Origin of the sequence: Rhodopila sp. (assembly GCF_965277165.1) — a bacterium.
Lineage (GTDB): Bacteria > Pseudomonadota > Alphaproteobacteria > Acetobacterales > Acetobacteraceae > Rhodopila.
In genome coordinates this window covers 826,881-845,583 of the sequence record NZ_CBDICE010000005.1, presented here as the reverse complement: position 1 = coordinate 845,583, position 18,703 = coordinate 826,881, and the positions used below count along the sequence as shown (strand labels likewise).

20 protein-coding genes and 1 pseudogene are annotated in these 18,703 nt (G+C 65.1%); 13 read left to right on the top strand and 8 right to left on the bottom strand.

Going from position 1 to position 18,703, the window contains the following annotated elements:
* Positions 1–42: 42 nt before the first annotated feature.
* Positions 43–1,155: a serine hydrolase domain-containing protein gene (locus ACQY4Y_RS04595; protein WP_428489376.1), complete on the bottom strand. Its 1,113-nt coding sequence runs from the start codon at positions 1,153–1,155 to the stop codon at positions 43–45.
* Positions 1,156–1,352: 197 nt separating this feature from the next.
* Here ACQY4Y_RS04595 and ACQY4Y_RS04590 point away from each other — a divergent pair, with 197 nt between their 5' ends.
* From ACQY4Y_RS04590 to ACQY4Y_RS04580, 3 genes are read left to right on the top strand one after another with little or no spacing between them, the layout of a single operon-like run.
* Complete coding sequence (locus tag ACQY4Y_RS04590; RefSeq protein WP_428489375.1) at positions 1,353–1,481, top strand: hypothetical protein; 129 nt, start codon at positions 1,353–1,355, stop codon at positions 1,479–1,481.
* Between the two features lie 2 nt (positions 1,482–1,483).
* The gene (mmsB, locus tag ACQY4Y_RS04585) at positions 1,484–2,383 is read left to right on the top strand and encodes a 3-hydroxyisobutyrate dehydrogenase (RefSeq protein ID WP_428489374.1); all 900 of its coding nucleotides are present in this window, start codon (positions 1,484–1,486) and stop codon (positions 2,381–2,383) included.
* A 25-nt stretch (positions 2,384–2,408) separates the two neighbouring features.
* On the top strand, positions 2,409–4,112 hold the full coding sequence (locus ACQY4Y_RS04580; protein ID WP_428489373.1) for an AMP-binding protein: 1,704 nt from the start codon (positions 2,409–2,411) through the stop codon (positions 4,110–4,112).
* 18 nt (positions 4,113–4,130) lie between these two features.
* On the opposite strand, the pseudogene ACQY4Y_RS04575 reads toward ACQY4Y_RS04580, so the two are convergent.
* Positions 4,131–4,335 (bottom strand): annotated as a pseudogene (locus ACQY4Y_RS04575) (LysR family transcriptional regulator); the annotation flags it as partial.
* A gap of 116 nt (positions 4,336–4,451) precedes the next feature.
* Here ACQY4Y_RS04575 and ACQY4Y_RS04570 point away from each other — a divergent pair.
* The 4 genes from ACQY4Y_RS04570 to ACQY4Y_RS04555 all read left to right on the top strand — a co-directional run bounded on the left by ACQY4Y_RS04570 (position 4,452) and on the right by ACQY4Y_RS04555 (position 5,548).
* Complete coding sequence (locus tag ACQY4Y_RS04570) at positions 4,452–4,847, top strand: (R)-mandelonitrile lyase (protein ID WP_428489372.1); 396 nt, start codon at positions 4,452–4,454, stop codon at positions 4,845–4,847.
* Between the two features lie 64 nt (positions 4,848–4,911).
* Positions 4,912–5,172, top strand: coding sequence for an SDR family oxidoreductase (locus ACQY4Y_RS04565; RefSeq protein WP_428489371.1), 261 nt, complete (start codon positions 4,912–4,914; stop codon positions 5,170–5,172).
* Positions 5,150–5,314 (top strand): hypothetical protein, encoded by a 165-nt coding sequence (locus ACQY4Y_RS04560; protein ID WP_428489370.1) that lies wholly within the window; start codon positions 5,150–5,152, stop codon positions 5,312–5,314. Before ACQY4Y_RS04565 ends, ACQY4Y_RS04560 begins: the two co-directional genes overlap by 23 nt.
* A gap of 3 nt (positions 5,315–5,317) precedes the next feature.
* Positions 5,318–5,548 (top strand): tautomerase family protein, encoded by a 231-nt coding sequence (locus tag ACQY4Y_RS04555; protein ID WP_428489369.1) that lies wholly within the window; start codon positions 5,318–5,320, stop codon positions 5,546–5,548.
* Between the two features lie 41 nt (positions 5,549–5,589).
* Here the strand turns inward: ACQY4Y_RS04555 and ACQY4Y_RS04550 are convergent, their stop codons facing one another.
* Together ACQY4Y_RS04550 and ACQY4Y_RS04545 are read right to left on the bottom strand one after the other, a co-directional pair.
* Positions 5,590–6,216 (bottom strand): response regulator, encoded by a 627-nt coding sequence (locus tag ACQY4Y_RS04550; protein ID WP_428489368.1) that lies wholly within the window; start codon positions 6,214–6,216, stop codon positions 5,590–5,592.
* Positions 6,213–7,271 (bottom strand): HAMP domain-containing protein, encoded by a 1,059-nt coding sequence (locus ACQY4Y_RS04545; protein ID WP_428489367.1) that lies wholly within the window; start codon positions 7,269–7,271, stop codon positions 6,213–6,215. The genes ACQY4Y_RS04550 and ACQY4Y_RS04545 overlap by 4 nt, the downstream gene beginning before the upstream one ends.
* A 482-nt stretch (positions 7,272–7,753) precedes the next feature.
* On the opposite strand from ACQY4Y_RS04545, the gene ACQY4Y_RS04540 reads away from it, so the two are divergent.
* Positions 7,754–10,069 carry a TonB-dependent receptor gene (locus tag ACQY4Y_RS04540; RefSeq protein WP_428489366.1) on the top strand — a complete coding sequence of 772 codons (2,316 nt, stop codon included), beginning with the start codon at positions 7,754–7,756 and terminating at the stop codon, positions 10,067–10,069.
* A 104-nt stretch (positions 10,070–10,173) separates the two neighbouring features.
* Here ACQY4Y_RS04540 and ACQY4Y_RS04535 read toward each other — a convergent pair whose 3' ends face one another.
* From ACQY4Y_RS04535 to ACQY4Y_RS04525, 3 genes are all read right to left on the bottom strand, one after another.
* Positions 10,174–11,139 carry a DUF2950 domain-containing protein gene (locus ACQY4Y_RS04535; protein WP_428490733.1) on the bottom strand — a complete coding sequence of 322 codons (966 nt, stop codon included), beginning with the start codon at positions 11,137–11,139 and terminating at the stop codon, positions 10,174–10,176.
* 2 nt (positions 11,140–11,141) lie between these two features.
* Complete coding sequence (locus ACQY4Y_RS04530; RefSeq protein ID WP_428489365.1) at positions 11,142–12,374, bottom strand: DUF3300 domain-containing protein; 1,233 nt, start codon at positions 12,372–12,374, stop codon at positions 11,142–11,144.
* A 194-nt stretch (positions 12,375–12,568) separates the two neighbouring features.
* Positions 12,569–13,159, bottom strand: coding sequence for a hypothetical protein (locus ACQY4Y_RS04525; protein WP_428489364.1), 591 nt, complete (start codon positions 13,157–13,159; stop codon positions 12,569–12,571).
* Positions 13,160–13,565: 406 nt separating this feature from the next.
* Here ACQY4Y_RS04525 and ACQY4Y_RS04520 point away from each other — a divergent pair, with 406 nt between their 5' ends.
* From ACQY4Y_RS04520 to ACQY4Y_RS04510, 3 genes are all read left to right on the top strand, one after another.
* Positions 13,566–14,639: an LLM class flavin-dependent oxidoreductase gene (locus ACQY4Y_RS04520; protein WP_428489363.1), complete on the top strand. Its 1,074-nt coding sequence runs from the start codon at positions 13,566–13,568 to the stop codon at positions 14,637–14,639.
* Positions 14,640–15,085: 446 nt separating this feature from the next.
* The gene (locus ACQY4Y_RS04515; protein WP_428490732.1) at positions 15,086–15,928 is read left to right on the top strand and encodes a TrmH family RNA methyltransferase; all 843 of its coding nucleotides are present in this window, start codon (positions 15,086–15,088) and stop codon (positions 15,926–15,928) included.
* Positions 15,929–15,930: 2 nt separating this feature from the next.
* The gene (locus tag ACQY4Y_RS04510) at positions 15,931–16,713 is read left to right on the top strand and encodes a 2-keto-4-pentenoate hydratase (RefSeq protein ID WP_428489362.1); all 783 of its coding nucleotides are present in this window, start codon (positions 15,931–15,933) and stop codon (positions 16,711–16,713) included.
* Positions 16,714–16,769: 56 nt separating this feature from the next.
* Here the strand turns inward: ACQY4Y_RS04510 and ACQY4Y_RS04505 are convergent, their stop codons facing one another.
* Entirely contained in the window at positions 16,770–17,318 is a 549-nt protein-coding gene (locus tag ACQY4Y_RS04505) for an outer membrane protein assembly factor BamE (protein ID WP_428489361.1), read from the bottom strand.
* A 172-nt stretch (positions 17,319–17,490) separates the two neighbouring features.
* Here ACQY4Y_RS04505 and ACQY4Y_RS04500 point away from each other — a divergent pair, with 172 nt between their 5' ends.
* Both ACQY4Y_RS04500 and ACQY4Y_RS04495 read left to right on the top strand, forming a co-directional pair.
* Entirely contained in the window at positions 17,491–18,030 is a 540-nt protein-coding gene (locus tag ACQY4Y_RS04500) for a ubiquinol-cytochrome C chaperone family protein (protein WP_428489360.1), read from the top strand.
* Complete coding sequence (locus ACQY4Y_RS04495) at positions 18,027–18,512, top strand: YceD family protein (protein WP_428489359.1); 486 nt, start codon at positions 18,027–18,029, stop codon at positions 18,510–18,512. The genes ACQY4Y_RS04500 and ACQY4Y_RS04495 overlap by 4 nt, the downstream gene beginning before the upstream one ends.
* The last annotated feature ends 191 nt before the right edge of the window (positions 18,513–18,703 follow it).

Genomic DNA, 18,703 nt, shown 5'->3' with positions numbered 1-18,703 from the left:
ACATGTGTCGAAGCGGATGCCGCCGCTCGGTCGTGCCAGGTTTCAATCGATCGCTGCATGCACCAGATTGGCCACCCGATCCAGCCGCGCCGAGTGCCACGGATCAGGACTGACAAAGTTCGTCAAATAGCTGAACGAAACCCCGCTGCTAGGGTCGGCCCACGAGTACGACGACCCCACCCCGCCGTGCCCGAACGTAACCGGCGCGCCGATCGTGCCCAGCCCCCGAATGCGATCGCTCTCGCCCCGCACGTGCGGCCCAAGCCCGCGATGCATCGGAATACCCCCCATCTGCAGGTCCGGCGCTTCACCCGTATGGCCGCGCGACACGTAGGCAATTAGCCGAGGCGAAAACAGTCGCACCGTCCCAAGCCGTCCGCCATGCCCCAGCATCTGGTAAAACGCCGCCATGCCCCTGGCCGTGGCGAACCCACCCCCGCTCGGCAGCCCAGCCGCCCGCATGGCGGCGGAGTTGTCACGCTTCTCCGGCCCATAGGTATCGGCGCACCGGCCCTGCCGCGCCTCCGGCACGCCAACGAAAATGTCGTTACCGAGACCCAGCGGCTCCACCACCCGCTCGCGGATGATGTCGCGGTAGTCCTTGCCGGTCACCGCCTCGATGACCATCGCCTGCACCAGATGGGCCGCGCGTCCGTGGTATTGCAGCCGCGTCCCCGGCGTCCACTCCAACGAAAAATCACAGACCTGCTTGCGCATCAAAGCGTGGTCGGTCCACGTCGCCTGAGTGACATCGCCATTCGGGAAGCCGCCCTGGTGCGTCATCACCTGCTGCAGCGTGATCTCACCTTTGCCCCGTTCGGCGAACTCCGGCAGGAAATCGGCGACCTTGTCCATGAACGACAGCGTGCCGTCCTCCACCAGCGTCCACACCGCCGAGGACGTCAGCACCTTGGTCTGGCTGAACAACAAGAACAGCGTCTCGTCGCTGGCCGCGACCTTGCCGCCTTCCGTCTTCGCGTCGCCGTAGGTCCGCGACAACCCAAGCTTGCCGTTCCTGGCCAACGCGATTTGTGCACCGGCATAGCGACCCTCGGCGATGTGGGCCTGGATCAGCGCGTCCAGGTGGTCCAGCGGTTTCGCCGCAAATCCCAGCGCCGAGAGGTTGGATTCTGGCAACGGGTAGCTGTCGGGCATGGGGATATCCTGCTGCTGGTGACCGGGCACCTGGTTATCGGGGACGCCAATTGCCGGCACGTTACCCCGGGCTTGGTTTGGGTGCCAATCGGCCGCTGCCGACACCTCGGATCACCTCGGAAATCCCACGTCCGGAACCGCCTTGCCTACCTATCCCGGATCATGTCTGATCCGCCCAACTCGTTCAAGGAGACCCGATGCCCAAACGCCGCACCGCCCGCCTGCTTGCACTCAACCTCGCCGTCAGCGGCATGCAACCGTTCGGCATCGCTACCGGCCGCCGGCCGCCGCGGCGTCCGGTCCACGAAATCTCTGAGGTGCTCTGATCATGGCGAAAATCGGATTTATCGGTCTCGGCAACATGGGTGCCCCAATGGCGGCCAACCTACTGAAAGATGGCCACAAGGTCACCGGTTACGACCTCAACCCTGCGGCGCTGGACGCGCTGTCCAAGGCCGGCGGCAAGACCGCCAAAAGCGCCGCCGACGCGGTCACCGGCGCCACGGTCGTCATCACCATGCTGCCGGCCGGCGACCATGTTCGCGAGGTCTATCTGCACCAGGGCGGCCTGATCGAAGCCACCAAGGACACCGCGCCGCTACTGATCGACTGCTCCACCATCGACGTCGACACCGCCCGCACTGTCACCGCCGCCGCCGAGGCCGCCGGTTTGGCGATGCTCGATGCTCCGGTCTCCGGCGGCACCGCCGGGGCGCGCAACGGCACGCTGACCTTCATGGTCGGCGGCACCGAAGACGCCTTCGCCAAAGGCAAGTTCATACTCGAGGCGATGGGCAAGAACATCTTCCACGCCGGCGGTCCCGGCGCCGGGCAGGCGGTGAAGATCTGCAACAACATGATGCTAGCGATCAACATGGTCGGCGTTTCCGAAGGCTTTCTGCTGGCCCGGAAACTCGGCCTGGACTGGGACAAGCTGCACCAGGTCTGCGCCACCGCGACCGCCAATTCCTGGGCCCTGTCGAACTACTGCCCAGCACCCGGCCCGGTCCCCGCGGCACCGTCCAACAATGACTACGCCCCCGGCTTCGCCGCCGCGCTGATGGTCAAGGACGTCAAATTATCCCAGGCCGCCGCCGAAGCCACAGCCTCGCCTACCCCGCTCGCCGCCAAGGCACTCAGCTTTTACCAGCAGGTCGTCGATGCTGGCGATGGCAACAAGGATTTCTCGGTTGTGTTTCGTTGGCTGGCGCAGCAGAAGCGCGAATGAAACAACCGCTCGGGAGGCAACAACAATGACGACCCAGGCGTTCAAGGCAGCTCGCGACTTCCTGTTCGCCCATCGCGAGGACTACGCCACCGCCCACCGGGACTTCCGCTGGCCCGATCTGCACCACTTTAACTATGCACTCGACTGGTTCGACGCCGAACTCGCCGTCAACCACCCAAACAACCTTGCGCTCAAGATCGTCGGCCCCGGCGCCGCCACCCGCAGCTTCGCCGAACTGTCCGAAGCGTCGAACCGGGTCGCCAACGGCCTGCGCGCCCTCGGCGTCAAGCGCGGCGACCGCATCCTGTTGATGCTCGGCAACGTCGTCCCACTGTGGGAGAGCATGCTGGCGGCGATGAAACTCGGCGCCGTGGTGATCCCCGCCACCACGCTGCTGGCTGCCTCTGACCTGAAGGACCGCTTCGACCGCGGCCGCACCTGCCACCTGATTGCCGCCGCCTCCGATGCCCCGAAGTTCGACGGCCTCGACCCCTCGGTCACCCGCATCGCGGTCGGCGAGGCGCCCGCCGGCTGGCACGGCTACGACACCCTGCTGCAAGCGCCGGCCGAGTTCCAACCCGACGCCCCGACCAACGCCACCGACCCACTGCTGTTGTACTTCACCTCCGGCACCACGTCCCGCCCCAAGCTGGTCGAGCACAGCCATCAAAGCTATCCGGCCGGCCACCTGGTCACGATGTATTGGATCGGCCTGCGGCCCGGGGACATGCACTTGAACATCTCGTCCCCCGGCTGGGCCAAGCATGCCTATAGCTGCTTCTTCGCGCCCTGGAATGCCGCCGCCACGGTGTTCATCGCCAACCAGCCTCGCTTCGACGCAGCCGCCATGCTGGACGCGATCAGCGAACACAAGGTCACCACGATCTGCGCCCCGCCCACCGTCTGGCGCATGTTCGTGCAGCAAGACATGACGCAATGGCAAACGTCATTACGCGAGGTCTGTTCCGCCGGCGAACCGCTGAACCCCGAGGTTATCGAGCACGTCCGCAAGGTCTGGAACAAGATCCCGCGGGAGGGCTACGGCCAGACCGAGACCACCCTGCAAATCGGCTGCTTTCCCGGCCAGGTGGTGAAGCCGGGCTCGATGGGCCAGGAATCCCCCGGCTTCCGTGTGCGCCTGCTCGACACCGATGGTCGGGGGGCCGAAGAGGCCGAGGTCTGCCTCGAACTCGATCCCCCACCGATCGGCCTGATGCGCGGCTACCAGGACGACGACGGCAGCTTCGCCCCGCTTGGCGTCCAGGCCGGCAACCATCTGGCCTACCGGACCGGGGACGTGGCGACCCGCGACGCGGACGGCTATTTCACCTATGTCGGCCGCGCCGACGACGTGTTCAAAGCCTCCGACTACCGCATCAGCCCGTTCGAACTGGAAAGCGCCCTGATCGAACACCCAGCCGTAGCCGAGGCCGCCGTCGTGCCGGCTCCCGACCCGCTGCGCATGGCGGTGCCAAAGGCGTATCTGACATTGGCGCAAGGGGTGGCACCCACGCGGGAGACCGCGCTGTCGATCTTCCAGCACCTGCGCGGCGTGCTGGCGCCATACAAGCGGATTCGTCGGCTTGAGTTTGGCGAGTTGCCGAAGACCATCTCCGGCAAGATCCGACGGGTGGAGCTGCGGCAAGCCGAGGAGCGGCGCGCGGCCGCAGGTGCGCGGGGTGAGGCGGAGTTTTGCGAGGACGATTTCCCGGAGTTGTCGGCGCGGTAGATCGGTTGGCAGGCAGGGCACGGTCTTCAGCAGGCGCTCGCCGGCTTCGTTGGGCGCGACGCTGCGGGTCGTGCGGGTCAGCAGGCGAATACCCAGCCTGGCTTCAAGGCCGCGGATGGTCTGGCTCAGCGCCGACTGCGACACCCCCAGCCGCGCGGGTGAAGCTGCGGGCATCGGCGACCGCGAGGAAGGCGGAGAGATCGTCGAACTTCGGCGCGACCATTCATAAGGTCCACTTATAGGTTCATGCGGATGATAGCGATTAATCGGCGGCGATGCAGGGGCTAGAATAGCCGGCATCGGCCGTCACAGACCGTTCAGGCAAACAGGAGAACGACGATGGAGATACGGCAAAGCGGGTCACAGCCCTCCGGCAAGGGGCCGGCGGACTATTTCACTGGAGCGGTGCGCATCGATCCGCTGTTCAGCCCGCCCGATCCGGCCCGCGTCGCCGGTGCGCTGGTGACGTTCGAGCCGGGCGCCCGCACCGCGTGGCACACCCATCCGTTGGGTCAGACCTTGATCGTCACCGCCGGGCGTGGCTGGGTTCAGCGCGAGGGCGCCGCGGTCGAGGAAATCCGGCCGGGTGACGTGGTCTGGTTCGCGCCTGGGGAGAAGCACTGGCACGGGGCGACACCGAGCACCGCGATGAGCCATATCGCGATCCAGGAAAAGCTGAATGGGTCGCCGGTGAATTGGATGGAGCACGTCGCCGACGCGCAATACCGGCGATGAGTGTTGGGCGCGGATGCGCCGCGCTCAAATAGCAAAAGTAGTAAAGGAAAAGTCATGACCCAGGGTGTCAAAAAACAAGGTGGTGGTCATCACCGGCGCGAGCAGCGGGCTGGGCGAGGCCACGGCGCGGCAGCTGGCCGGGCATGGCGCCAAGCTGGTGCTGGGGGCTCGGCGTATCGAGCGCCTACATGCGTTGGCGGCGTCGCTTTCGCTCAGTAATGACGCGGTGGTGCAGACTGATGTGACCGAGCTTGCGCAGGTCAGGCGGCTGGTGGATTCGCAGCACCGTGATCTCAACCGCCATGGTGGCGACCGAGCTGGTTGACAGCATCACCGAGCCGGACATCGCGGAGAATTTGCGCGATCGTTACAAGGGTGCGATTTCGGCGGACGCGTTCGCGAGCACGGTGATATTCGCGATGAGCCAGCCGGCCGACGTGGATATCAACGAGAGCCAGGAGTACTAAGTAATGCCACATGTTATCGTAAAGCTTCATGCCGGCAGGACCGAGCAGCAGAAGACGAGGTTGAGTGAGCGGGTGACCCGGGCGGTGATGGCTGAGGTGAACTGCGCCGAGCAATCCGTGTCGGTCCGTATTGAAGATGTTGAGCCGCGCGACTGGGTTGAGAAAGTGTATCAGCCTGACATTATGGGCGGGGCGGGAAGATTGTACAAGAAGCCAGGTTACAATCCTCTTTGACAACCATTTGCGATCACTGGTGGACTCTGTCGCGGGATCAACTACCGCGCGGCGGTCACGCCACCGTCGAGCGACAGCCGAACCAGGTCGCTGGTCCGCGCGACGCCGAGCTTGGCCTTGATCTGGCTGCATGTATTGGCAACTGTCTTGTAGCTGACGCCAAGCGCATCGGCGATTTCCGACAGGCCCTGGCCATCGCCGAGCAGGCGCATGATCTCGAGGTCGCGTTCGGTCAATCGCTGTGCCGGATCGGCTATCTCGGCTGCCCCGAGCGCCAAGCGCTGCGCAATCTCGGCCTCGATGTAGCGGCCACCTGCGCTCACCCGCCGCACCGCTTGGAGCAGCTCCTCGGGCGAGGCGTTCTTGCTGAGATAGCCGGCCGCGCCGAGACGCAGCGCGCGCGTCGCGTAGAACACCTCAGCGTGCATGCTCAGCACCACCACGCGTGCCTCGGAATGTTCGGCGACGATGCGGCGCAGCAGTTCAAGCCCGCCCAGCCCGGGCAGGTTGAGATCGAGGATGACCAGGGCCGGTCGCTCGTCGCGCATCAGGGTCAAGGCGTCTCGCCCGTTCGCCGCCTCGCTGATCCGGACCTCCGGCAGCGCCGTCAGGAGGCGCCGCAGCCCGGAGCGGACCACCGCGTGATCGTCAACCAGCAAGACCTTCACGCCGCTACCTCGGCGGCCGCGACCGGCAATCGGGCGGTCACGACAAGCCCGGTTCCCTTTCGGCCCGCGCTGACATCCAGCGTCCCGCCAAGCCTTTCCACCCGCTCGCGCATGCCCGTCAAACCAAGCCCCGGCACAGTGGAGGCGGTCAAGCCGGTGCCATCGTCGGCGATACTTGCGATCAACGGGCTGATCTCAAAGCCCCCGACAAAGACCTCGATCCGGCTCGGACAGCCGTGGCGAACGGCATTACTGAGCCCCTCCTGTACCAAGCGATAGATCGCCGCCACCGTGGGGTCGTCGAGACGGTTCTCGTCGACCGTCATGTCGAGTTTGAAGTCGATCTCGGGCTGCCGCGCGCGCCAGAAGCCGATCAGATTGTCGAGTGCGGGCGCCAGCCCGGCTTGCACCGGACTGGCCGGGCGTAGCCGATGCAACATGGCACGGACATGGGCCTGCATATGCTGCACCGCTTCGCGGATCGCGTGCGCGCGCTCCGCCACCTCGGCAATCTGGCCTGAGCTGGCCGCCCGCTGGATCGAAGAGGCGTCGATATTGACGGCAAACAGGAACGGTCCGACTTCATCGTGCAGGTCGCGCGCGAGGTCGGTGCGCTCTTCCTCCTGCAAGGTCAGCAACTGCTCATGCAGACGCAGATTCCGCAACTGCGCCGCGTCCAGCCGCTCCATCATGACGTTGAACCCCTGGGCGAGGCGCCCGACCTCGGGAGGCCCAGCCTGCGGCACGCGCACCGCAAACTCGCCCGAGCTGACCGAGGCGAGCGCGGCCGAAAGTTGGTTCAGCGGCCGCAAGGCCCGTCCCACGATCCAAGTGATCAGCGTGATGCTCAAGACGCAAGATAATCCAATCGCGACGAGCGCATCCCTGAATTGGGTCCACACCTCGCCGATCTCATTGCGAGGATCAGGATCGACGATGAGGGTGTTTCCCGCGTCCAACTCGAAGCGCACCGGCGCGATCGAAGGTGCGAAAAACGCAACGAACCACGCTGGCACGTCAGGAGCCAAGGTCGATAAGGTGGAGGCGGCAAGCAACCGCCCGGTGCCATCGCGTAGTTCGGCGCGGATATGGCGATCGCCGTCGAAACTTCGGACAAGCCGCATGACTTCGGTCTCGGGGTTCCGCGCGCGCGGTAATTCGTCGATCCCATTGCGCAGTGTCTGCGCCCCGACCGCGAGCGCCGCCCGCAGCTCGGTTCGCACCGACCTGACAGCGTGCAAGCCCGCGACTGCCCCGATAGCGCAAAGACTGATGAGCAGCACGATTATCATCGACGTGATCAGCCGAACGCGGAGCGACATGACCGAGACTGTTCCCCCACGCGCCGATGTTACCGGATGTTTGGCGTGGCGCGAAGATCGGGAATTTTTCCCGCCGATATCGGGAAGACACGCCATCGACGAACCGCACCCGATCGCCGAGGCTCCTCATCCAAGAACGAAAAGACTGGGGGGATGCCGCCATGATACTTCGCTTGGCACATGATCGGGGCCACATCGCCACTCGGCTCGCGTGCATGGCCGCTGTCCTGGGGCTGGCCCGCGTGCCCGCTCAGGCGCAGCAAGCGCCGGCTGGTGCGGCCCAACCGCTGTCGCTGACACTGCCGCCGGTCAACATTATCGGAGCCTCGCCATTGCTCGGCTCCGGCGTCGATCGCGACACGGTACCGGCTGAAAGTAACGTGCTGAAACGCGACGATCTCACCCGCGGCGGAACCACCACGCCCGATGCGGTGCGCTCCCTGAATGAGCAGGTGGGTGGCGTCAATCTCGATTCGGCTTCGGGCAATCCTTTTCAGCCGAGCCTGTTCTATCATGGCTTTCAAGCGTCGGCGCTGCAGGGTACGCCGCAAGGAATCGCTGTCTATGTCAACGGTGTTCGTTTCAATCAGGCGTTCGGCGACACCGTCGACTTCGACCTGCTGCCCAGCCTGGCGATCGACCAATTGAACCTGGAAGGCTCGAACCCGGTGTTCGGGCTGAACGCGCTCGGCGGCGCGCTGAACGTGCAACTGAAGAACGGCTTCACCTATCAAGGCGCCGAGATTGAACTATCCGGCGGGTCGTTCGACACCTATGGGGCCAACCTCCAATACGGCCGCCGCAGCGGCAACTCGGCGGTCTATGTCGCGGCAAGCGGTTTGCACCAGGGCGGCTGGCGCGACCTGCAATCCTCCGACCTGGAAAATTTCTACGGCGATATCGGCTGGCGCGGCAACAAGGGCGAGCTGCATTTCAACGCCTTGGTGGCGAACTCCGTCTTGAACGGACCAGGCACTTCGCCGATCGAACTGCTGGCCGTCGATCCCGCCGGCCAGTTCACCGCACCCAACCGGATCAGCAACCGTTTCGCGCAGATCAGCCTGTCGGGCGATCTGGAGCTCAGCGACACGGTGTCGCTGCAGGCGGTCACCTACTACAACTATTTCCTGCAGCGCGTAATAAACGGCAACGCCCCGAACGACCTGCCGTGCGACGATGGCTCAGGCCTGCTGTGCAGCGGTTCCGGGCCTAGCACAACGACCGCGGGTGCCACGATTCCGGCCTTCCTGGGGGCCAACCCGCTGGCCTATTCGGAACTGGACAACCAGACGACAAACACCAACGGCTACGGTGCGTCGGCCCAGCTCACCGATAAGCAGTCCGTGTTCGGCTTCGCCAATCATCTGGTCGCCGGCTTGAGTTTTGACGGCTCGCAGACCGAGTTCACGGCGGCCTCCTTGATTGGCGGGATCACGCCCGATACCCGCGAATTCATCGGACCCGGCGAGACCATCGACGAGCCGGGCAGCAATTCGCCGGTGCGGGTGGGGATCAGCGATGCGTATTACGGGGCCTTCGTCGCCGACACATTCAACATCACCGACCGGCTGGCGCTGACCGCCTCGGGCCGGTTCAATGCCGCACAGATCAACCTGAACGACCAGAATGGCGGCGACCTGACCGGCGATCATTATTACCAGCGCTTCAACCCGGCAGGCGGCGTGACCTACAAGCTGACGCCCTGGCTGACCGCCTATGCCGGCTATGCGGAAGCCAACCGCGCGCCGACGCCGGCCGAACTTTCCTGCGCTGGCCCAAGTGATGCCTGCAGCCTGGCCAATTTCTTCGTCGGCGACCCCGACCTGAAGCAAGTCGTTGCGCATACCGTGGAGGCCGGGCTGCGCGGCTCGGCGCCAGCCGGCGAGGCGGGTCGCGTGAACTATAATCTGGGCTTCTATCGCAGCAACCTCGACGACGACATCCTGTTCGTCAACAGCGTGACGCTGAACCGGGCCTTCTTCACCAATGTCGGACAGACACGGCGCCAGGGGGTCGATGCCTCGATCCAGTACAAAGCGCCTCGCTGGTCGGCCTATCTGGCCTACACCTACACCGACGCGACGTTTCAAAGCGGCTTCGTCGAGGCCGCCGGCAGCAACCCGGCGGCCGACGCCAACGGCAACATCACCATCAATTCGGGCAACCGGCTGCCCGGCGTTCCTGCCCACCAAGGCAAGCTCGGACTGACCTATCGGCTGACCGACAAATGGACGGTCAGCGCCGTCGGCATCGCGCAGAGCGGGACGTATCTGTTTGGCGACGAGGCCAATCTGACGCCGCAGTTGCCGGCGTTCTACACGCTGAACCTGAGCACAAGCTATCAACTGACACCGCATATCCAGTTGTTCGCCGCGGCGGAGAACGTCACCGACCAGAAATACTACACGTTCGGCACGTTCTCGCCGACCACGGCGGTGTTTCTGTCCCAGGCGCCGAATGCCACCAACCCACGGGCCTACAGCCCGGCGGCGCCGGTCGGTGGCTTTGGCGGGGTGCGAATCACGTTCTGAACGTGGCACGCCGGGGCAGCGCGAGGTGATGCCTCATAGGAGATCACTGGAGTGGGGCGCGCTCCGGCTGACACCGGCATATCTCAGTAAGCGTCGGATACGGCTCAGCCGCCGCTGTTGTTCTCCGCCGCGGCTCCGGCGGAAGGGGTCGGCGCGCCGACCTTCTGCCAAGCCTGGTCCGGGTCGAACCGCATCATCGCTCTGGCGATTTCTGCCGTGCGCGGACCGAGGTCCGTTTGATACAGATCGCCATCTTGGTTGATGATGTAGGTCATGACTCCGGTGTTTCCCCAATGCGCCGGCCAGGCAACGAGCGCATAACCCCCGAGCATCACGCCATTCACGACGTAGTCATAGGCGCCTCCAGGCGCGTGCGGTCCCTGTGCTCTGAGGATGTGGAAAAAATAGCCGTGGAAGGCTTGCGGTTCGACGTTTTCCCCTGGATGGTAACCGCTGGTCTGTGCATCGGCGACGAGCGGGCCGAGCGGGCTCTGCGGCTGCCCCGGCTCTGTCGGCCAATAGAGCCCGTCCTGTTTGCCCGGGTTGCTGAGCAGACGTTGTGCGTAGACATGAACTTTCAAACCATCGTGCAGGGTCTGAACGTATTCGTTCTGTGCGTCCGCGTAGGCCAGCACGGCTTGCTGGATAAATAATTCGTTTGCGCCGACCCGCCGATCGAGGATCTCCTCGCGCCCAGCCGCCACATCGAATGACCATCCGCTCGCGTCGTGTCTCAACGGAATGGGGAAGCGCCAGTCATCGTTTCCGATGGATAATTCCGCAGAGCCGTTCTTGGTATCGAGTTGGTGCTTCGCATTGTAGGCGGCGAGGAATTTTTCGCGGTTTGTCCGATTGGCGACCGGGTCGCCCGCGTCCACGATCTGCATTCCGGCCGCGCCGAATATCCTGGTCAGCCGCGCGTTGTCGTCACTCTTCACCGCCGCAACCAGCGCCAGCGTCGCCGCGTCGGGTGAGGCAAAGTGCTGAGCGACATCCGCGGGCGCCGCGGCGAGAAGTGGCAGCGCGAGCACGGCGACATTGCGTTGCGACCGAAGCCAACCGGGTAACATCTTCAACGGCCTCCCCTGTTGCCGCGGCCAGACCTGCCGCTGCCGGCATGACCCGCGTGTCTGCCGCCATTTTGGGCCATGGTGGCGCGGCTTGAGCGGCCTTGCGCCGCCTGCGCCCGTGTCGCCGAGCCCTGGCCCACGCCCTTGAACGCGCTATCACTGCTTGGTCTTTGCGCGATCTGTCGCGGCGGACTGGCGCCACCTTGGCCTCCCGGCCGATGGGCGCCCTGCGGGGCGGCCTGTCCGCCCCTGGCCCCATTGGGTTGCTGCCGGTTTTGCACCCGGCCCGGCGCATTGCCGGCGTTGCCCCCGCCGAGCCCTGTACTAGCTTGCCGTGAGCGGGGCTGGTCGGGGCTCGCGCGACCACGAAAGGCGTCGCGCTGCGCGGTGTTGGCTGCTTGGTTCGGACGGAATTGTTGCCTCACCTGATTGTTGTTGTAGGCGACGCCGCGGCGATGAGCCGGGTTATGCTGCCACGTGTTCGAGTTGATGGCCGAGCGATTCGAGCTAAAGTTATTATAGCGATTCGAGTTGATACTGTTGAACCGATTGACATTGACGTTGACGTTACCACCACCCCAGTTCGGCCGTCCCCATCCCCAAAGGGCGTGTGAGATGGCTATGCCGGTCCCGAACGCCAGCCCCGTGGCCAGTGCCCCACCCAAATTGTACCCAGGCGGTGGTGGGTAATAGACCGGCGGACTGGCGGGGTATGGCCACGGACCATAGACCACGGTTGGATTGTAGACCGGCACGTAGACGGTTTCCGGCTTGGCCGGCTGGATCACGATGGCAGAGGCGTCGTGCGTGACGGTCTGCTGTGTATTGCTTTGCAGCTTCCCGGCGGCTGTCGCTCGGGCGCGAAGTGATTGCGTGGCGGCCAGCACATCTGCCTGCTGAGCCAGAAATGCGTCGCCAAGTTTTTGCGTCCAATCGAGTTGGTCGCTCATCATTTTCAATAGCTCTGGAAAGGGGATCAGCGATTTCACGCTGGCATCCCAATCCTGTGCATCGAGCGCCTTGAGCAGAGCATCGCCTTTGAGCGCCTTGTTCGCTGGTTGCTGAACCCAACGGCTGGCGGTCACGACTTCCAGTGGGTAGGTTGACGCCACCAGGACCTGGGTCAGCAGTTCGTCGGGATAGAGCGCGATCGGCGCCAGGATTTGTTCAAGTTCCGCCTGCGAGTAAACCTGCGCCGTGGCGGCCGCCTGCGCCGACGGCGGCGCTTGCGCCATCGCGAACTCGGCTGGAAGGGGCATTATCGCAAGCGGCACCGCCAGCAAACAGGTCCATTTTCTCACAGCGCCACCCCTGATGACAGTCCGCCTGGTCGGGTTATTCTTGCTGCACCGTGGGTCGGATTCCATTGTGTGGAACCGTGCGCAGACAGCATCGAAATGCTGATGGATCCGGCCCTTTGTTGAGGGCGTTACCCTGCGGGGAGAACCGCTACGGCGACCGAGCGTCGAAACGTCACGTCGACTTTGTCTCCGTTCTTTAGATCGGCCGCGAAGTCTTGCATCGGCTTGGTCCGCAGCACGGTGGTCCGCTGATCGCCCGATGGCAAGGTGAAGTCAACGGTCCTGGTCTTGGGATCGTAGCTGTCGAAGGTGACGCGGACGCGTACTGCCGACCTGACAAACGTGCCGGGTTTTTCACCCGGTTGCGCGCGTCCGGCGACATCGGTCTTTGCCACCGGCTCCCCCGATCCGTCTGACGGCGCCATCTCGGCCACGACACCCAATCGGATGCGCGTCAAGACGCGATCACCAGCCTTGACCTGGGCAAGGTTCCGCACCTCTGGGCTGACCGTTATCGTTTCGAGATCCCCGTTCTCTTCACGCAACAGAACGGTCCGGGTGGACTGATCGATGCTCTCGACCACTGCCTTTGCATCGATCTGCGCGCCAATGGCGGCGCCCTTCGCTTGGGCCAAACCGGGCAGCCAGAGAATCGAGGCAAGGGCGAACAAGGCCGCTGTCGCTAAGTGCTTCATGTCTACTGTGACCTTTTTGATCAAGCCTCCGAGGCGTACACTCGAACGATGACCTCTCGGTTGAAGTCCTAGCCTATTTCGCTGGCTGATAGGGATCGCCGGTACTACAGACCCCGCCTCTGAAGGCTTGGAAAATCCGCTGATAGATGCGGTGTTTGTTTGCCGGAAGCTCAACGCAAGTTGAGCGCAATACTATCGGAGATCAGCAAAGGCTACAAGCCATTGAGGAGGAGGACCAACAGTCGCCCCGTAAATCCCGATTGATATCCGAAGTGCTGCCACGGCCGATGACGTCCCCTATGATTTGCCAACCCGGGCTCGGGCAGAGAAAATGTTGCTGCGCTCGAACTCCAACACTCACCGATTGCTTGCCTTGACCCCGGCGCCGCCCACGATACGCTACCGCTCAAACAACAGTGGGATGGGCGCCATGGAATTCGGTATCGGCATTCCAACCGCCGGCGATAGCTGGAAGGTGGCACAGCGCGCCGAGGAACTCGGCTTCTCCCATGCCTGGTTCTACGACACCCAGATGCTGGTGGCCGACCCGTTCGTGGCGATGGGCGCGGCGGCAGTGAAAACCTCCCGCATCCACCTCGGCACCGGAGTATTGGTGCCGACCAACCGCATCCCGGCCGTCACCGCCTGCGGTTTCGCCACGCTCAACGCGATGGCGCCAGGACGCATCGATTTCGGCGTCGGCACCGGATTTTCCGCCCGCCGCGCCATGGGGCTGGGGGCGATGAAGCTCGCCGACATGGAGGAATACATCCGCATCGTCTACGCCCTGCTGAACGGCGAGATCACCGAGGCCGAGGTCGATCCCGGGGTGCGCAAAAAGCTGAAATTCCTCAACCCCGAACTGGGCCTGATCAACATAAAGGACCCGGTCCGCCTGCACATCTCCGCGCTCGGGCCGAAAGGCAGGCAAATGACCGCGCGCCACGGCGCGGCATGGAAAACCGTGATGTCGGGCGTCGATGACGGGCTCGCGGCTCTGAACGGAATGCGCAAGACCTGGACCGACAGCGGCCGGCCGGCTGGCGATCTCTACGCCTCGGCATGGGTCTGGGGCTGCGTGTTGCGCGATGGCGAAACCCTCGACAGTCCGCGCGTCCGCGCGCAAGCCGGTCCACGTGCCGCCGTGCTGCTGCATCGCGCCGCCGATCTCGACATGGAGGGCTGGATCAACACCTCCCCCGTCGCCGACAGTGTCAAGGACGTGCTGCAAGGCTACGTCGAGGCGGCGCGCACATTCGCTCCCGCCGATGCCCGCTACCTGCTCAACCATACCGGACACTGCATCGCGGTGAAACCCGAGGAAGACCGCTTCATCACCGCCGAACTGATCCGCCAGACCACCTTCACCGGGCAAGAGCAGGACATCAAGCAACGGATCGAGGCCATGCGCGATGGCGGCCTCTCGCAGCTCGTCATTCCGATCGTCCCAGGCCATGAGTCCGCGATCGAGGATTGGGGCCGCATCGCCAAGGCATTTCGCTGATAGGTGCGGCCACGCCGCCGCGATCGTCGTATTCGGCCGGCAACGCCAGGGCGCCTGTGCAGGCTTCCGATCGAAGGCTATAAACGCCGACGATGAAATCTCCTCATGGCAATCGTCCAGGCGGCTCGAATCGCCCTCCATCCGATCGCGGCCCTTATCGCGGGCCCGGCGGTGGACATGGGCCTCGACCCCATCAACCGGGTGGCGGCCAAGCTTCCCAGGATAGCGGCAGACACCGCGGCGCCGGCGGACCCCGGCCTGAATCTAGGACCGGCAACACCCAGCCCGGTAACATCGTCGAAACAGTTCATCGCGACCATGCGAACCCCGGCCGCGACGCGACGCGCCACGGCGCTCCACGCCATGACGTGGCACGCAGCGACGCACCACGCCATGACGCTTCATACCGGGACCGGCCGCACCAGAACGGCGCCGGCAAGCTGGGCCTGCATGGCGGCGCGCCGCGCGGCGAATTCGAACCACGCCCCCCCAAAGCGACCCACGGCGCAACTTCTCACCGTTCGCCGCAGCGCCACTACGATGGTCCGCGCGGCACCCCGGATGCCTCACAGGGGACGCCCAAAGGGACATTATGGCTGTATGGCCATCACGCCGTCGCCGCCGCGCTGGCGAACCCCAACCGTCGGCTGCGACGCCTGCAACTGACCGAGGAAGCCGAGGCGGCGATCGGCAAGCACTTGCCGCCGCCCTGGGCGGTTTCTCCGGAACGGGTCGATCGCGCCCGACTGGACCATCTGCTCGGTCGCGACGTGGCGCATCAGGGCGCCGCACTGCTGGCCGATCCGCTGGCCCCCCCAAGCCTGCAATCGGTGCTGGATAAACCCGGCGTGATCATCCTGCTGGATCAGGTCACCGACCCGCGCAATGTCGGGGCCATCCTGCGTTCGGCGGCAGCGTTCGGCGCCGCCGCGGTCATCACCCAGGATCGCAACGCGCCTGAGGAAACCGGCGGTCTGGCAAAAGCTGCGTCCGGGGCGTTGGAAACCATGCCGCTGCTGCGCGCGGTCAATATCGCTCGCACCATCATCGCGCTGAAGGCGGCCAACGTCTGGTGCATCGGACTGGATGCGGCCGGAGCGCCGCTGTCCGGCCCCGCCTTCGCCGACCGCCGCGTGGCGCTGGTGCTGGGCGCCGAAGGCGAGGGCCTGCGACGGCTGACACGGGAGACCTGCGACGAGATCGCCGGGCTGACCATCAAGGGCGCCGTCGAAAGCCTGAACGTGTCGGCCGCTGCATCGGTGGCGTTGTACGAACTGTCCCGGCGTTGACGGTGTTCGATCCGCTTCCGGCCGCCCGGCTGTTGCAGCGGCTCCGGCAGGATCGCACCCCGCTCACCCGCCTGCCCGCCGCCATCGCACCCGCCAGTGCGGCCGAGGGGTCGGCGGTGCAGGCGGCTCTCGCCGCCCTGATGGACGCGGTGCCCCCGGTCGGCTTTAAGATCGGCGCCACCGGCAAGCGGATGCAGGCCTATCTCGGCGTCAACGCCCCGATCGCCGGCTTCATCCGCCACGCCGACCTGCATCGGCATCAGGCGACGCTGCGGTTCGACGACTTCATCAAGCCTGGCGTGGAATGCGAGGTCGCGGTGCGGCTGGCGCGCGATGTGCCGCCCGGCCCGTGCTCATTGCCGCAGGCGCTGGCAGCGGTCGGCGATTTCTTCGCCGGTATAGAGATCGTCGACAACCGCTACGGCGATCTGGCCGAGCTCGGCATGCCGACCCTGCTCGCGGATCAGATGTATCATGGCGCGGCGGTGATCAGCGATCGCCATGACATCGATTGGCACGGGCTGCCGATCGAGGCGCTGTGCGGGCGCATCTGGCTCGACGACGGCACCACCGATGAAGGCATCACCTCGGATCTGCTAGGGCATCCGCTGAATGGCTTGGCATGGCTGGCCGGGTCGGCCGAGGCGGCGGCATTCGGCGGCCTCAAGGCCGGTCAGGTGGTGATGTTGGGCAGCGTGACGCCACCGCTCTGGCTGCGCGCGCCGGCGACGGTGACCGTTGCCTTCCCGCCCCTGCCGCCGGTGACGGTTAGGTGGCAACCTTAGTGAGCGCAGTTCCCGCTCAGAGAGCCGAACGGTGGGCCATGTGAGCAAGAAACCAACTACGGCGCTCCGGGCGCCCCGCCGGCCGTTCCGCCGCCGGCAGCGGTTCCCGGCGCCGTGGCGCCCGCCGGATTGAAGCGGCCGATATTGCCTAGAAGCTGCTGCAGGAAAGACGCCTCGGTGCCCGGCGACGCCGTGGTCCGAGCAATCACTGACACCGGAAGCGAGTCTTCCTTGTCCAGCGTCTTGATCGTCTTCAACACGCCCTTGTCGTCGAAATTCAGCACCACGACGTTCTGCTTGAGCTCACCCAGGGTGCGCCCGATCCGCTGCTGGGTCAGCTCGCTGATGTACAGCCACGTGTCGTCGTCGAAGGTGTCGCGCGCGGTGGGCGATCCGATGATCGCCGACACGTCCGCCTTGGTCGAGGTCCCCGGCGTCAACTCCTTCATCGAGTCCGGATCGATCTTGTTGCCGCGGACCTGTGGCGACGGCATCAACCAGCCACACGACGACAGCAGCAGGCAACCGACCAGCACCAGGCGCCGCGCAGCAAACCGCCGCTTCGACGGCGTCCGAGGGAAGCTTGGCGTAAGCAAATGCTGCATCCTGCGATTTTCGCTGACCCGATGGTTGGATCGATGGCCGGACTTGATCTATACCCGCGCTGCCTGTCACGACCGCCCGCGCCGTGTCAATGAACACATCGCCCCAGGGCGGGTCAACAGGCCGCCGGACCTATAACCCAGCACTCGTCGAAGCCAACAAACAGAGGCACGATTGGCCGGTTTTCTTCGCAAACGCGACAAGCAGGAACGCGCCGCCTTCCAGCTCTACGCAACCGCCGTGGCCGCAGCCCGCGACCCGTTCCTGTATGCCGCCCTGGGCGTGCCCGATACGCTCGACGGGCGGTTCGACGCCATCGTGCTGTACGTCTATCTGCTCGTCCGCCGCCTCGACGGTGAACCACAACCGGCTCCGGCGCTGGCCCAAGGCGTGTTCGACGCCATGTTCCTCGACATGGACATCAACCTGCGGGAAATGGGCGTCGGCGACCTATCCGTCGGCAAGCGCAACCGCGCGATGTGGGAAGCGTTTCACGGCCGAAGCGCCGCCTATGCCGCCGCATGGCAGGACCCGCCGGCGCTGGCCGCAGCCTTCGCCCGCAACGTCTGGCGCGGCGCACAGCCTCCGGCCGGATCGGCCGACGCGCTGGTCCGGCTGGCCTCCACCCAGGCGGCCCGCCTCGCCACCCTGCCGCTGGAAGCGATGCTGAATGGCGAGGCCCGGTTTCTGGCAGCCGAGCAAGCGGCACGATGAAACCTGAACTGCACCGCCCGCTATCGCTCGACCAGATCGGACCGCGCGGGCTGGACCTGACCGTGGAGGCGAACCCGACTGAGTGTTCGGCACTCGCCATCCGGATGCACCTCCCCGCCGTGCTGGCATTGTCCTGCGCCTTCAACCTGATCCGCCAAGGGCGCGATATCGTCCTCGCCCGCGGCGTGCTGCACGCTCGGGTGACACAGACCTGTGTCCTCAGCCTGGAGGACTTCGACGCGCCCTTGCAGGAGACCTTTCAGGTCCGCTTCGTCCCGACAGAGCAGCAATCCGACGATATCGACCCCGAGGCGGACGACGAAATCCCGTTCGAGGGCAACCTGATCGATCTGGGCGAGGCAGCGGCGGAGCAGCTTGGCCTCGCGCTAGACCCCTATCCCCGCATGCCGGGCGTCGAGATCCCGCCGGCCGAGGACGACCCCCAGCCGCATCCGTTCGCGGCACTTCGCCGCCTGAACTGAACCCGCCCAACTGAGGCCGTCTGGCCCAAGGCCCCACGCCGCCCCCGGGTTTGGCCGCGTTTTCTTTTCCGACCACGCCGCATCAGCGCGCGCAATGCCAAAAATTGCGCGAATACCGACTAGGTCTTACCTTAACGTGCGCGGCAGTGCGCGCGGCGGGTTGACCGACAGAATGCATCGCGCTTCCATAT